The organism is Streptococcus australis, assembly GCF_015553625.1.
Lineage (GTDB): Bacteria > Bacillota > Bacilli > Lactobacillales > Streptococcaceae > Streptococcus > Streptococcus australis_B.
Genome location: NZ_JADNGY010000005.1, coordinates 29832 through 44876, shown reverse-complemented (window position 1 = coordinate 44876; position 15045 = coordinate 29832). Strand labels below are relative to the sequence as shown.

13 protein-coding genes and 1 riboswitch are annotated in these 15045 nt (G+C 42.4%); of the genes, 1 reads left to right on the top strand and 12 read right to left on the bottom strand.

The genetic code is table 11. The features are described from left to right. Positions 1–131 precede the first annotated feature (131 nt). Positions 132–1040, bottom strand: coding sequence for a magnesium transporter CorA family protein (locus I2D56_RS05540; protein ID WP_117745012.1), 909 nt, complete (start codon positions 1038–1040; stop codon positions 132–134). 85 nt (positions 1041–1125) lie between these two features. Next, positions 1126–1506, bottom strand: a complete 381-nt coding sequence (locus I2D56_RS05535) for a PH domain-containing protein (protein ID WP_006596927.1) — start codon at positions 1504–1506, stop codon at positions 1126–1128. Positions 1507–1607: 101 nt separating this feature from the next. Continuing rightward, positions 1608–1732: riboswitch (TPP riboswitch) on the top strand. Between the two features lie 81 nt (positions 1733–1813). Here I2D56_RS05535 and thiT point away from each other — a divergent pair. Beyond that, positions 1814–2389, top strand: a complete 576-nt coding sequence (thiT, locus tag I2D56_RS05530; protein WP_120702202.1) for an energy-coupled thiamine transporter ThiT — start codon at positions 1814–1816, stop codon at positions 2387–2389. A gap of 472 nt (positions 2390–2861) precedes the next feature. Here thiT and I2D56_RS05525 read toward each other — a convergent pair whose 3' ends face one another. The 10 genes from I2D56_RS05525 to pbp2b form a co-directional block, all read right to left on the bottom strand. Next, positions 2862–4406, bottom strand: a complete 1545-nt coding sequence (locus I2D56_RS05525; protein WP_195348157.1) for a peptide chain release factor 3 — start codon at positions 4404–4406, stop codon at positions 2862–2864. Between the two features lie 203 nt (positions 4407–4609). Beyond that, positions 4610–6535 carry a DUF2207 domain-containing protein gene (locus I2D56_RS05520; protein ID WP_195348156.1) on the bottom strand — a complete coding sequence of 642 codons (1926 nt, stop codon included), beginning with the start codon at positions 6533–6535 and terminating at the stop codon, positions 4610–4612. 60 nt (positions 6536–6595) lie between these two features. Continuing rightward, positions 6596–7276, bottom strand: coding sequence for a TIGR02206 family membrane protein (locus I2D56_RS05515; RefSeq protein WP_195348155.1), 681 nt, complete (start codon positions 7274–7276; stop codon positions 6596–6598). Between the two features lie 12 nt (positions 7277–7288). Further along, complete coding sequence (locus I2D56_RS05510; protein WP_123159373.1) at positions 7289–7978, bottom strand: YwaF family protein; 690 nt, start codon at positions 7976–7978, stop codon at positions 7289–7291. A 28-nt stretch (positions 7979–8006) separates the two neighbouring features. Then, entirely contained in the window at positions 8007–8708 is a 702-nt protein-coding gene (locus I2D56_RS05505) for a YwaF family protein (protein WP_123159374.1), read from the bottom strand. A 30-nt stretch (positions 8709–8738) separates the two neighbouring features. After that, entirely contained in the window at positions 8739–9350 is a 612-nt protein-coding gene (locus I2D56_RS05500; protein ID WP_023022628.1) for an NUDIX hydrolase, read from the bottom strand. Next, positions 9340–10710: a UDP-N-acetylmuramoyl-tripeptide--D-alanyl-D-alanine ligase gene (locus I2D56_RS05495; protein ID WP_195348154.1), complete on the bottom strand. Its 1371-nt coding sequence runs from the start codon at positions 10708–10710 to the stop codon at positions 9340–9342. The genes I2D56_RS05500 and I2D56_RS05495 overlap by 11 nt, the downstream gene beginning before the upstream one ends. A gap of 88 nt (positions 10711–10798) precedes the next feature. Beyond that, positions 10799–11845 (bottom strand): D-alanine--D-alanine ligase, encoded by a 1047-nt coding sequence (locus tag I2D56_RS05490; protein WP_195348153.1) that lies wholly within the window; start codon positions 11843–11845, stop codon positions 10799–10801. 378 nt (positions 11846–12223) lie between these two features. Beyond that, positions 12224–12820 carry a recombination mediator RecR gene (gene recR, locus I2D56_RS05485; RefSeq protein WP_006596694.1) on the bottom strand — a complete coding sequence of 199 codons (597 nt, stop codon included), beginning with the start codon at positions 12818–12820 and terminating at the stop codon, positions 12224–12226. Between the two features lie 10 nt (positions 12821–12830). Next, the gene (pbp2b, locus tag I2D56_RS05480; protein ID WP_195348152.1) at positions 12831–14912 is read right to left on the bottom strand and encodes a penicillin-binding protein PBP2B; all 2082 of its coding nucleotides are present in this window, start codon (positions 14910–14912) and stop codon (positions 12831–12833) included. Positions 14913–15045: the final 133 nt, after the last annotated feature.

The window sequence follows — 15045 nt, the reverse complement described above, 5'->3', positions numbered from 1 at the left end:
GATTATGTACAGTCGATCACTTGTATCAAAACTGCCTCTTCTTCTTAGGGGAGGCAGAGTTAAAAATGAAGGATTTTCTGAAATAGCCAAGATACGAAAGAGGTAAGGAATTTCTTCCCTACCTCTCTTTTTTATCGTTTATGGGCAATCCAGCGCAAAATACGAGACAAGATGATCCAGAGTACAAAGCTTGCTATGGAGATATACAGCCATGCATTAGGATCGTCAGTAAACGGCAATGGAACGTTCATTCCAAAGAAACCAGTGACAACTGCTAAGACTGCTAACAGAGCTTCCAAGATAGTCAAAGTTGTCAAATTGTCATTCAGGTTGTTGTTTAGGATGTTATTGTAGGAGCTAGACAACTGTTGCAAGACTTGACAGTTCAACTCCGTCATATAGACCAACTGTCTGGCCTCGATCATGGCATCATCAAACTGTTCTTTTTCGACATCATCAAATTGGCGGTAGATTAGGTGAGCCTTGATATGTTCCAAGAGCATGCGATTTTGCTTGGCAGCGGATGCCAGATAGACCATACCTGTTTCCACGTCAGAAAGAGCATACAGGTTCTTACTAGTTGTTGTTTTTCGTAAGAGACGAGTGATTTCATCCTTGTGCTTATCTAGACGCTCAATAATCGGATAATAAGCATTACTAATCATCTCAAGCCCTGCAAATAAAAGCTTAAAGGTCGATAAACTCTCGTGATTATCGACATAGCGTTCCATTTGTGCAATAATATAGGCGTTGTCTCGGTTACTAATAGTCACAAGACGTGGTCCCTGGACAATGAAGGTCATCGGAATGGTTTCATAATATTCCTTTTCCTTTTCCATGTCCAAGACATTATAGATAAAAGTCACGGTCCCATTCTCACGGTTGTAATCCATGTGGGCACGTTCGTTTTTATCCAATGCATATTCAATGGTTTCTTGATCAATACCATACTTTTGGTACAACTGGGAGGTTTCCGCAATCAAGTCAGAATCAATATTAATCCAACTCCGGCCATCTCCTAACTTTTTTTCAACGAACATTTTGCTCCCTCTTTACCTTATCTGCCAGTGCTCCTATCCGATTGTCCTAAATCGCTAGATGAAGACTGTTTAAATTTATTTTTTATCAACGCAATACAGCTGCTGCCAAGGCCTGCTGGATTTCGATGACACTATTGTCGCTCTTAAATTGAAGTGTTTCTGATGGTTCTACAGCTGATGAAACCCAAATTTTTAATTCAGCATCCAAATCAAAATGACCAGATGTTTCTACTGAAAAACGCGAAATAGAACGATAAGGAAGGGATTTATAAGATGTTTTCTTCCCTGTCATTCCTTGCTTGTCCACCAAAATCAGACGGTACTCAGTAAAGACAATCAAGTCACGAATCAAACTAAAAGCCAGAGTTACCTGCTCACCTGGAACCAGGATATCCCCTAAATCTTTTTCAACCTTATCGACGTCTTTTTGAGAAGCATTGCCCATCAAACCTGCAAAAATACCCATGATTATTTCCTCCACAATTTGTGCATTTTCTATCTTAATAACTATACCATATTTTTTGCGAGTTAAAAAGTTGCGGGAACGTTTTTTAGATAGTATAATGAAAGAGTCACAAGAGGAGCAGCAGCTGAGATTGGTTAGATGGAATACCAAAAGTGTTCGTTACTGACCTAAACTCTTACCACCTGATCAGGTTAAGACCTGCGTAGGGATGTGTCTCAAAACAGAATGAAATAGAGAACTTCTATGACGTCGTTTTGGTGTGGCAACAAATGAGCCAATCAAAACGATTGGTATAGGAGGTTTTTTTATGTCGAAAACTACAGTTCGACCAATGATTGAGGTTGCTCTTTTAGCGACCATAGCTTATATTTTGGATTTGGTTACTCAACCGATGTCCTTAGGTCCTTGGATTTCTCTATCTTTTAAGATGGTTCCCATCTTTCTCCTCAGTTTCCGCTGGGGTGTGAAGGCTGGTGCCGTGGGAGGCTTCATCTGGGGTTTGTTACAAGTCGTAACAGGGGAAGCAGCTGGTGGTTGGTTGACTCCAATCCAAGGTTTCTTAGAGTACTTTGTAGCCTTTAGTCTGATTGGACTGAGTGGAGCTGTCAAACCTGCTCTTGACAAGGCTATCCGAGAAAAGAAACGACTACAGACGCTTACTTATATCACAGTCGGAGTCATCTTGGGTGGTTTTGCACGCTACACAATTCACTACATTGCTGGTGTCATCTTCTGGGGAAGCTATGCTCCAGCTGGCCAAAGTGCCTACCTGTACTCTCTGATTGTGAATAGCTCGTCCTTCTTAGGCGAGACCATTGCCAGCCTCATTGTCTTCTTTATCTTACAAGAATTTTTGGGAAGACTCCTCATTACAGAACAATAAAAAGCCAGCTCACTTGAGCTGGTTTTTTATTAAAGAAAAAATATTCTTAGAAACTTTCCTTAAGTGAGTACGGACGTCAGCGAACTTCTACGAAGTTCCATGACTTAGTTTTGAACCCCTTCGCTCTTTAATTTCTGGGCTCAGGCTAAAACAGTTTCCCAAACTGTTTTACTTTCAAAACTCCCGAGTGCTTGAAACAACATTGTTTCAAGCATTTTTCTCACAGCGGAAAGTTTCAGTACTGGCTTTAATGACTATAAAAATATGGAATTATTTTTATTTATTGAAAAATCACTTGATTTTTTATGTAAAATGGAAGTTTGTCTTCATCCCAAAACCAGCTCAAGTGAGCTGGTTTTTCAATTTATATATTTTATTCGCCAAAAGTAGTTAGTAAGGCAGTTAGCTAGTTCGCAAAATAGCGACTAGCGTTCAACAATTAGGAACTTTAGTTCCAATTGTTGGTACTGAGTTACATCTTTTCCTCTAGTTCAACATCTGGGTACTTGTCTGCAAACCAACGGAGGGCAAAGTCATTTTCAAAGAGGAAGACAGGTTGGTCAAAGCGGTCTTTGGCCAAGATGTTGCGGCTTGAAGACATGCGTTCATCTAGATCCTCAGGTTTGATCCAGCGAACCGTCTTTTTACCCATTGGGCTCATCACCACTTCGGCATTGTATTCATTTTCCATCCGGTGCTTAAAGACTTCAAACTGGAGCTGCCCGACAGCACCCAACATGTATTCACCCGTTTGGTAGTTGGTATAGAGCTGGATAGCTCCTTCTTGCACCAATTGCTCGATTCCCTTATGGAAGGACTTTTGCTTCATGACATTCTTGGCAGATACCTTCATGAAGATTTCAGGAGTAAAGGTTGGCAGTGGTTCAAATTCAAACTTATTCTTCCCAACTGTTAGCGTATCCCCGACCTGATACGTACCGGTATCGTAGACCCCGATGATGTCTCCTGCTACGGCATTGGTGACATTCTCACGGCTTTCCGCCATAAACTGGGTGACATTAGATAGCTTAGCACTCTTACCAGTACGAGGCAGATTGACACTCATCCCCCGCTCAAATTCACCAGACACGATCCGCACAAAGGCAATCCGGTCACGGTGACGAGGGTCCATATTGGCTTGGATTTTAAAGACAAATCCTGAGAAATCCTTGTCATAAGGATCGACAATTTCTCCATCTGTCTTCTTGTGGCCGTGTGGCTCTGGAGCAAACTTGAGGAATGTTTCCAAGAAAGTCTGCACACCAAAGTTGGTAAGAGCGGAACCAAAGAAGACAGGAGTTAATTCACCTGCAAGGATAGCTTCTTCTGAAAATTCATTTCCTGCTTCATTCAAAAGCTCAATATCATCTTTTACTTGCTCGTAGAATGGATTGTTAGCAAAAAGCTTGTCTCCGTCTTCTAGACTCGCAAAGCGTTCGTCTCCTTTATAGAGTTCCAAACGTTGGTTATAAAGGTCATAGAGTCCTTCAAAGGCTTTCCCCATCCCAATCGGCCAGTTCATAGGGTAACTTGCGATGCCCAAGACCTCTTCCAATTCTTGCAAGAGATCCAGTGGCTCGCGACCGTCACGGTCCAGCTTGTTCATAAAGGTAAAGACTGGAATGCCACGGTGTTTGACAACCTCAAATAATTTCTTGGTTTGAGCCTCGATACCCTTGGCAGAGTCCACCACCATGACCGCAGCATCCACTGCCATCAAGGTCCGATAAGTATCTTCTGAAAAGTCCTCGTGCCCTGGGGTATCAAGGATGTTGACCCGTTTTCCATCATAGTCAAACTGCATGACAGATGAGGTTACTGAAATCCCACGTTGCTTCTCGATATCCATCCAGTCAGACTTGGCAAAGTTTCCTGTTTTCTTTCCTTTTACAGTACCAGCTTCCCGAATCTCTCCCCCAAAGTAGAGCAACTGCTCTGTAATCGTCGTTTTACCAGCATCCGGGTGGGAGATGATGGCAAAGGTACGGCGTTTTTTAATTTCGTCAGTTATTGTCATTCTTTCTTCCTCAGTTATTTTTTTTAAAACGTATTTTTTAGTAAGTAGGATCCTTCTACATTGGTTCTCTCCTTTTACCTTAACTAACCTATTATAGCGGAAATAGAGGCTTTTTTCAATCGTCAGTATAGTTACAAATTAAAAAGCCTGAGTGAGAACTACAATGGTTCTACATCCCAGACTTCATTAAATAACAAGTACTATTAGAAGGCGCCAAATCCTCCACCACCACCTCCTCCAGAGAAGCCACCACCATCAAAGCCACCGTTGCCATCTGAAGAGTTAATAGAGAAGTTTGAAACACTATAGGAATTATCTACATAGCCCATTAAAGTAGAGCCATCTAGGAAGGTATTTGAAGAGGATGTTAGCCAAACAAGAGTATCCCAATCTTCATATGGTAAGGAAATCTGATGATTTTGGAGTACCTGACTCACTTTTTTAGCTTGACCATACAAGGTTGCGTACACCAAAATACGATTCCATAGGACCACACTCTCAAGTTCTGCTTGGTTGAAATTTGGAATACTTTCGATCATATTTCTAAAAGCCATCCATTGGAATTGCGAATCCAAGTTCTCTAAGGATTGTAGATGATCTTCACGGATTTTCACAACAATATAAAATGGAATGAATAACAGAACCAAAAGTAAAATGATCCAAAAATAGAATGAAGATAGGTGTGAACCAAATCCAAATGTTAAGAAACACATGCTCACAAATAAGATCAGTAAGAGCCAAAAGTGTAAGGCACAGCCTGTTTTTGAAAAAGCTTCTTCTTTCTCAGTTAAGTCTCTAAAATAAGAGGGCAATCCTAATTTCGCAATCTCCTTGTCAACACCTTTTGACAATTGCTGGGCATCTTTTTTTAAAAGCGATTGAACATCACTTCCGACCTTTCGAATGCGATCTCGTTGTGCCTCTGTTTTAGCAGCCCGAAAATCTTTTTTTAGAGCTACTTGATTAATTTTATATTTTGAGAATACCTCGCTGATATTGATTTCCGTTTCTTGATCAAAGATCATGTCAATAAACTTCAATTCAAAATCAGCCAAGCCTTCATGGTGAAGACAGGTCAACCTTTCCCCGTTTTCATCCCTAGTCAAACGAAGATTTCCTCGGTCAATGAGATCTAACATTGTTGCTTGAATGAGATGGTTAAATTTTAATTGACCTTTCTCTCTAAATATCACCATTTGTTCAAAATCAAGTTGATACAGCGCCTTAGCTAGAACTAATGGTGGTAAATTCTGCGGTGGTTCGTATAATCTTACTCCTTTTGCAATCCGACGATTTCTGGTACTGATCATATAGCGAATCCATGGAATAAAAGCTAGGACAAATAAAAGAATCGATACAATTGGCACGACTCTGAGAAACAGTGTCTTGTAGATGAATGTTTTTTGTTGAATGGATCTCTCTTTTTTTAGGAATTTATCTTTTCTATTTTCTTTTTTTATCTTATTAGATTGGCCTCGACGCAGAGCTTCTGTCATGGGCCAGTATGCGTGGAGTTCCAATTTTCCATTCTTTGGGAAGTTCCGTAACTGAATGTGATAGCCAGTCGCAGTCCGGTCAATCTGGGCTGGTGGGTTAAAATAACCGGTATGAGCATACAATTCTCCCTGCTTGGCATCCAAACCATCCACATAAAAATCTAATTTCGCGATATCCTCATCCCCATCTGAAAGAGGGAACCAATTGAGCTCCGCTATATCGGAATACAGGTCTAGAATATGATCAATCTTCCATACAACCTTGATGGTAACTTTGCCTCCAACAATCCTCGAATTGTAGATTTTTAATAGACGACCATCTCCGAGATCCGATTCTTCTACACGAATATCTCGTTTTTCCCCGTCCACATAAGCTTCAACTTGAGGATTTTCATGGATTTTAAATCCTTTAGGAAGGGGATCTGCACTCCCTAAAGTTACATACTGACCATTGTAGCCCGTATGAAAATCATAGGTAATCTCTTGAGTGAATGTTGCCTGGCTATCTTCCTGCAAATGGAGGTGTCCTACATAGGACTCAATCGAATACTGAACGTCATCCTCTGCCTGAGCCGGACTAACTGTGCAAAATAAGCCACACAAGATACAAATGACTAGTAAAAACCTCTTCATTTCAAACTCCTATTAACTAAAAGAAGGTTGAGACTGATTGTCTCAACCTCCTTCAACTTTTTATCGACTGACTCTTTTTCTAACAGGTCTGCGACTGAAAAATACATTAAAGAGAAGCAAGGCTGCTGCTAGGATGCTGGAAACCACGACATAATTCACCAAGAGACTATCCCCTTTGATAATTGGTGGTCGCGCCATGAGTCCATAATTGCCTCCAGTGACTTGGTTGACTCCCACAAGGAATAAATCCAAGACGAAAGTATAAAGAACAATCTCTCGATTTTTTAAGAGACTCGAATCATAGAATCTCAAGAGATAAATCAAGGAATTAACCAAGAGACAGTAATGCCCGAGGAGGAAAGAAAAGCTCGTAATATGAGGGAAGGTGTAGGGATCAAAGACTGGATAGCCCAAGGCAAAGATCGCTCCACTCACTCCCATCAAGGCAAAGAACTGCTTGCTCTTCCATCGGTCTGGCAACAGCAAGACAGCAAACATAGCCAAACGACAATGGTACAAGGGTAAACTATTGGACCAGGGAAGCTGAAAAGCAAAATACCAGATATAGAGACAGATCAATTGAAATATTTGTAGGTTTCGAAAGATCTTCCGAAATTGTTCATTTTGGTAGTAACGTAATGAAGCCCATACTGCCATTACGATTAAAAGAACCATGACCCCATACCAAAGGAGCGGTATAACAGGTGGTACAGTGGATTCAGTTGTAAAAAAATGATGCATAAGGTCTCCTTATTAAACGGATTCAGATGTTCTTTTTCTTTTCTTACTGGACTTAATAAGATGATTGATCAGGATGAGGGTCCCTGTCATCAGGATAGTCACGATCAAGTAATTGAGCACGAGCCCATGATCGCCAATTACAGGAGGACGACGCATAAAGCCGTAATTTCCACCCGTTACGAGATTAGCAAGCTGAATAATAGCGTTGACACCAAAGGTCATCTGACAGATTTTCCAAGCATCTCCTTCTTCTACTTGGTAGAATTGGACCAGATAGATCAAGCAATTGGCCAAGAGGGCCCAGTGGCCAAAAACATTGTTGATCGAGGATACGTGAGGAAAAGGATAGGGATAAAAGACGGGATGAACCAAGGCCATGATGGACCCAAAGACACCAACAAGAGCAAAATATTGCTTGAAGCTTCCCTTAGGAGCCAAAAGAATCATCCACATAGCCATCCGGCTATGATAGAAGGGCAAGCTCTCTGAAAAAGACAAATGTGCTGCAATATACCAAGAGTTGATTATCAGCAACTGAATCAATTGCCCCCAATACCAAAAGTTTTGATAGCCTTTGGAAGAAGCAAATCGAATAGACAGATAGCCTACCACCATCAATGAGACCGGCAACAAAAAGTACCAAGCTCCCAATTGAGGAGGGGCCGTTGGTTGACTGGTGAAAAATAAATCCCAAAGTGGCATGATTTCCTAACCTCAGCTCATCAATTTTCTATTCTGAACGTGAAACGACCGTCTCTTCAACCATCTTGTATTTGTACTTATAACGCTGGTTGACCAAGCAAATTCCAGCTACCATCACCAAGCTAACCAAAAGGTAGTTCAAGAGAGCACCATGGTCCCCAATGATGGGTGGACGCCGTAAGAAGCCGTAATCCCCTTTCGTCAAAAGGTTGACCAAGAAAATCAAGGCATTCATGCCAAAGGTAATCTTGAAAATTCTCAAACTGTCTTGTTTTTCAGATTGATAATAATCTTGCAGATAAATCAAGCTATTGGCAAGCAAGGCCCAGTGGCTAAAAATTAGATTCAGAACGGTGATATGAGGGAAAGGGAAGGGATCAAAGGCTGGGTAAACCAAGGCCGCAATCGATCCTAGAACTCCCAAGAGAGCAAAATATTGCTTGATATAGGTCCCTCTAGGTGCAAAAAGAATCACTAGCATGGCCAAGCGGCAATGATAGAATGGCAAATTATCCGTCAACGGCATGTGGGCAAGAATATACCAAGCATTAATGGTCAAGACTTGAATCAACTGTGCCCAATACCAAAAGCGTTGGTAGCTTTTGGACTGTGCATATCTAATGGAAAAGTAGCCAACCACCAACAAAGAAGTTGGCAGAATGAAATACCAGAGCCCAAATTCAGGTGGGGCTGATTTTTGGTTTGTAAACAATAAATCCCAAAGTGTCATTTTCATATTCCTTTAATTTATAGATCGTTTTTAATCACAATACAAATCTCGTTTCCCATCATAGACCTCCCAAAGGAAGTTCAATTGTTCTTCTGTATTGCGCTTGGTAGAAAGAGCAGGTATTTTTTCTCTCTCAAAAAAGGCAAGGTCGGAAATTTCCTGGTTCTTTTCAAAATTTCCATCTAATAATTCACATTCAAATACCAATTTCACATATTGGCGACTTTGCAATTGGTAGCGATTGGTATCAAATACTGCCAACAATCTGATTACACGCGCAGAATAGCCCGTTTCTTCTTGGATTTCCTTTAAAATGTTTTCCGTCGGAGAATAGCCAACCTCACCAAAGCCACCCGGCAAGGCCCAGGTCTCTTCTCCCTGACCTTTCACCAGACAAAGTTTTCCATCTTTGACAATCCATGCCCTAACATCAATCAAGGGAGTGTCGTAATGGTCTGTCGGGCGAAACAAATCCGATAATTCTTGTGGATTCAAATCAGTCGCTTCTCTCACAAGATCCTGTAAAATGGCACGAATATCCTGATAGCGCTCTTGATCAAATGGATCTTTTGAGAACGCTAAGCCTGTATTAGTGATTGAAATCAAGCGCTGAATGTTCTTTAGCACATTATTACTCGCCATTCTCCAACTCCTCTACCAATTTGGCTAAATTCATAGAATTGCTTCCCTTGATGAGGATTTGGTCCTGCTCTTTTAAGCTTTCCTTGACTTGTTTGACCAGGTCCTCAAACTGGTCTTTCTCAGCGGTCTTTTTGAAATAATAGACATGTCCGAGTGGGAACATCTGACTCGCTAATTGAGCCAGTCCCGCAATATCTTGACCGTAGAAAATAACGGTATCCAAGACATCCGGTGACAGGCTGAGAATCATTTGGTTGTGCAGATCAATAGATTGCTCCCCTAGTTCTTTCATATCCGCTAAGACCGCTAGCTTGCGGCCATTTGGATTGGCAGGAATGGTCGAGAAGGTTTCTAAAATCAGGCGCATGGCCGTCGGATTGGCATTGTAGACATCGGATAGGATATCCGCTCCGTTACTTGCCTTCTTCCATTCTGTACGGTTCTTAGTAAGCTCTAAGCCTTTAAAGCTTGCACGGATGGCCTCTTCACTGACTCCTTCTTTCAAGGCAACATAGGCCGCAATCATGGCATTGGTCGCATTGTATTTGCCTGTGACAGGTAAGTCAATAGCATCTGATAAGAAATTCGCTTCAAAGGTTAGGCTGTCCTTGCGTTCCTCCAACTTGGTAATACTGATATCTGCTCCTTCACCAAAGCGCACAAGCTCTTGTTGACTCGGTAAAAAATCCTCGACAATAGGATCGGCCGGCACTAGAAGCAAGCCACCAGCTGGCATCCCATCCGCAATTTGCAATTTTCCTTTAGCGATTTCTTTGCGGTCTTTGAAAAACTCAAGATGAGCTTCCCCAATAAGGGTCACGATGGCTGCTTTTGGATGGGCAATTTCTGAGAGGAGATGGATATCTCCCAGATGGTCCTGCCCCATTTCAAGGACAAGCTTCTCTGTCCCTTCTGGCATATGGAGAACCGTATAAGGGAGGCCAATTTCGTTATTGTAGTTCCCTTGTGTTTTATAGGTTTTGTAGGTAGTTGACAGCAATTGAGCCAACATATCTTTGGTCGTTGTCTTACCGTTTGAACCGGTGACCGCCAAGACATCTACTTGACTTTTCTCCAAAACATATTGGGCTAATTTTTGAAAGGCCGCTAGAACATCATCTACCAACAAATATGGGTGGCCTTCTACTTCTTTTTCAGACAAGGTCGCTACAGCCCCATTTTCAAAGGCCGTCTCGATGAAATCATGGCCATCACGCGCCCCCTTAAGAGGGACAAAAAGATCTCCAGGCCCAATCAAACGGCTATCGAATTCAGGCTTGGCAAGAGTTACATCTTCAAATTGACTGATATCATTGCTAGCAGCCAGGACACCTGCTACTTCGTGCAAGGTTACATTCATGGTATTCTCCTCTAAAAAGTGGGAGCAGGAAGAAAAGTGACTCCTCTATGAGTTGACTTCATCTCCCACTCCCGCTAGGAACAGTTTCTTAAAGCAAGTGCGCTTCACGCTTTTCAAAGGTTTCTTTGGCTAATTCTACCAAGCGCTCGATTAAATCAGAATAGGCCAAGCCCATGTTATCCCAAAGTAAAGGATACATAGACCATTGGGTAAATCCTGGCATGGTATTGAGCTCATTCAAGTAGATGCCTCCATCCTCTGTGTAGAAGAAATCACAACGAGAGAGACCTTTGCCACCAATAGCACGGAAGGCCAATTCGGCATTCTGACGCATAGTCGCTGCAACTTCTGCTGGGATTTCAGCCGGAATTGCCATCGTAATCTTATTATCGATGTATTTAGCTTCGTAGTCATAAAAGGCTACATCTTTGACCACTTCACCAGGGAGGGTACTTTTCACATCGTAGTTGCCTAATAGTCCCACTTCGATTTCGCGCGCTACGACACCTTGCTCAACCAGAACACGGCTATCGTATTTAAAGGCCAATTCCAAAGACTGACGGAGTTCTGCTTGGTTCTCTGCTTTTGAAATCCCAACACTAGAGCCCATATTAGAAGGCTTGGTAAAGACCGGATAGGTTAATTCTTTTTCGATCAAGGCAATCTTAGCCTCTAGGTCGTCTCCTTCAAGGACAGCCACATAAGGAACTTGTGGAATCCCTGCAGATTCTAGGACCCGTTTCGTAGTAATCTTATCCATAGCTACACTAGAAGAAAGGATATCACAACCCACATAAGGGAGTTTCAAGACTTCTAAGAATCCTTGAACCGATCCATCTTCGCCCATCGGTCCGTGAAGGACTGGAAAGACAACCGCTCCTTCTTGGTAGATGCTGCTCGGAGATACTTTTGCGTCCCAATCAATGGTTTCATTGGTCATTAAGCGTTCGGTTTCAGCAGGCTTCTCTTCAAAGCTTTGGGTCTTGATGAAGTCCCCAGCCTGAGTAATGAAATAGGTCTCGACCGAATACTTGTCATAATTAATCGCCCGCATGACGCTTTCAGCTGAAAGTACCGACACTTCACGCTCTGCGCTACGGCCACCATAAAGAAGTACTATTTTTTCTTTTGCCATCGTTTGGTCCTAATCCTTTGTTTAATTTTGTGCTTCATAATCGACTTATCAAAAGCACTCCTCACATACGAGTTCGTCCCTCTAGTATACCACACTTTAAAAAGAAAGAAAACGAGGGAGAACACCTAAAAAACAAAAAGAGAGTGGGACAGAAATCAGTCATTCGTTAGAATTCGATTTCGTCGTCCCACCTCCGCACAGCTTCAACAGTCTGGGAGACTGTTGAAGGTTGCAGATAAAGGAAACTTTGTTTCCCTCATTAGGTCATATTTGGAGCTTAAAAAGCGAACAAAGAGCCCACTCAACCACTGCGTCTTGCTCGACAATCAAAAAATAATTGAGAGGCTAGGACTTTTGTCCCAGCCTCTCTGTAACCGCTTATAACTCGGTTCGATTTTCAATCGCTCGAAGAAGGGTCACTTCATCCGCATACTCGATATCGGCTCCGACGGCTAATCCACGTGCCAGGCGGGTCACTTTGATACCAGCTGGTTTGAGGACGCGTGAGATATACATAGAAGTTGCTTCCCCATCTGCTGTTGCATTGGTCGCCACAATCACTTCTTGGACCTCATGATCCATTAATCGTGTGATCAAGGACTTGAGATTAATATCATCCGGTCCGACCCCATTCATGGGCGAAATCAAGCCATGAAGGACATGGTAGCGTCCGTGGTACTCCTGGATATTTTCCATGGCCGACACATCTCGACTATCTTCCACCACTAAGATGGTCGATGGATCGCGAGTCTCGTCTCGACAAATGGCACACTCTTCTTCATCTGTTAGGTTCCCACAGATGGAACAATAGCTTAATTCCCGCTTTGCTGACAAGAGATTTTTAGCAAACTCATTGACATCATCATCACTCATTCCGATGGTATAAAAGGCCAGACGAGTTGCCGTCTTGATCCCAATACCAGGGAGCTTCGAATAACTTTCAATTAATTTTGCGATAGGTGTTGGATAGAGCATAGCTTCCTTTCTAATTCATAGGATGTTTTTGCTGGTAGAGATTGATAATCTCTCTGGTAATACTGTGACTAACTGTCGCTTGGAGATTGGTGTTGTGAGGAAAGACCACTGCAACTGCAATCTGAGGATTTTCAGATGGAGCATAGGCGATGACATTGGTATTTACAGCAGGGGTCCCACCATTTACAAATGTTTCTGCAGTCCCGGTCTTCGCACTGATTGGAACTGACGCACCTTCTCCGATGGTTTTACCAGTTGTTAAGCCACTGGTTCCGTATACAACCTGATAAAAACCTTGTTTGATGATGGCTAGATTTTCGGGGGTTAGAGCCACTTGATTGAGTTCTTTTGTTGCAATCTCTTCTTTCAGAGGGCCCAAGCCTCCCTTGGCGTCATTTTCATAGATCCCTTGGACCAGGTGTGGAGCCACGCGCTTCCCATCGTTGGCAATGGTTGCAACATATTGAGCCAACTGCATAGGCGTATAGTTATCAAACTGACCAAAAGCGTCTGTTAAGTAATTGCCAATAGTATACTCTTTGGGAACGTAGCCCGTCGATTCGTTCGGAAGGTCAATCCCTGTTTCTGTTCCCAGACCATAGGAGGCGAAAGTCGAACGCAGTTTCTCCATAGCAGGATCCAATTGATCCGTCTTTAAGGTCATATTGGGCTGATAGGGTTGGCCCATTAAATTAAGAGCAATCTGCACCATATAGGTATTGGAAGAATATTCTAACGCTTGTACCGCATTGATTTCTCGGCTTCCAAACTGGGTGAACCAGGAAGTGATTGGAGCTGAGCCAGAAAATGAAATTGGTTGATCCAATAAGACTTGATTCCCAGAAATCACCCCATTTTCCCATCCCGCTGTCAAGGTAGCCGCTTTAACGACAGATCCTGGGACAAAGACATTGGTCACTGTTCCTAAAGCATCAGGGGTAAGATCTTGTGAACCTGCTTCATGCTTCATCCCCGCCATAGCAAGGATTTTACCCGTTTTTGGATCCAAGGCAACAGCATAGACTCCTTCTGAGTAGGTCGCATTGCCAGCAGCTAATTCTGCCTGGAAGGACTTCTTCAAGATGTCTTCCACTCCTCTTTGGAAATCCAAATCAATCGAAAGCTTGATATTATTTCCCTTGCTTCCTTTTGAGAGGGTTTCGATCTTTTCGACATTGCCGTTCTTGTCCAAATGGATCTCTTTTTCAACCCGTTCTCCTTGGAGGACAGACTCATATTGTTTTTCTAAATAAGAAGTTCCGACGCGATCATTTAAGGCGTAGCCTTTTTCCAAATAATCATCGGCTTCTTCAGCTGGTAGACCGGCTTGCTCTGTCGACACACTACCGACAATAGAAGCCAAAGGACTATCGACTACTTTTCGATCCCAACTCGTGATCACTTCAAATCCTGGAAATTCTTTTAAATGATCTTTGACTGTCGTCACCTGCTCATCGGACATCGGATCCGTCACAATCGTAGCACTGGCGAAGTTTTCGACTGCATTCATTTGGCTAAAGAGATAGATGGCCTTTTTTTCTTCATCCGTATAGCCTAATTTAGCTGGGTCAATACTGTCCACCGCATACTGGTAGATTTTCGCTTCTGGAAGTGGGTTACCATCCGTATCGATGCGTTCCTCCTTCGGCAGTTTGTCCACTACTTCTTTGTAGACTTCTGTGTTTGCGAGATAAAAGTCAATTTCTTGACGCTTGGTGACTTGAGGATTTGACACGCTTACGTAATTTAGGAGAAGCTGTGCTGTTTGACGCATCTCTTCCGCAGTAAATTTATTGCTACGTGTAAAGGACAAGACCTTCTTATCGACATTCTCTACCAGCGGCTGACCAGAAGCATCATAAATCTGTCCCCGGATACTTCCTCTTGTTAAATGTTTTTTGGTAGCTTTTGCTAATTTTTGTGTATAAAAGCCTTGATGAGTAATCTGCATGTACCCTAGTCGAGCAATTAAAATCAGAAAGAGGGTACAAACAATGCTGAATAGTAAATAAAGTCGCCTAGTAATCCACCGATTATCAAATTTTCTCACCTTCGCATTCGCTTTTTTTGAACGTTTCGATTTTCGAGCCATACCTCTCCTTTCATCTGGATTCTCAGCCCCAGCCCCTATCAAGGCAACCTAAAAATAGGATAACTTTAAAGGGAACCTGAGGAATATTTCTATTTTAAACTCAACCTCCATTATAGCACATTTCATCCAGACG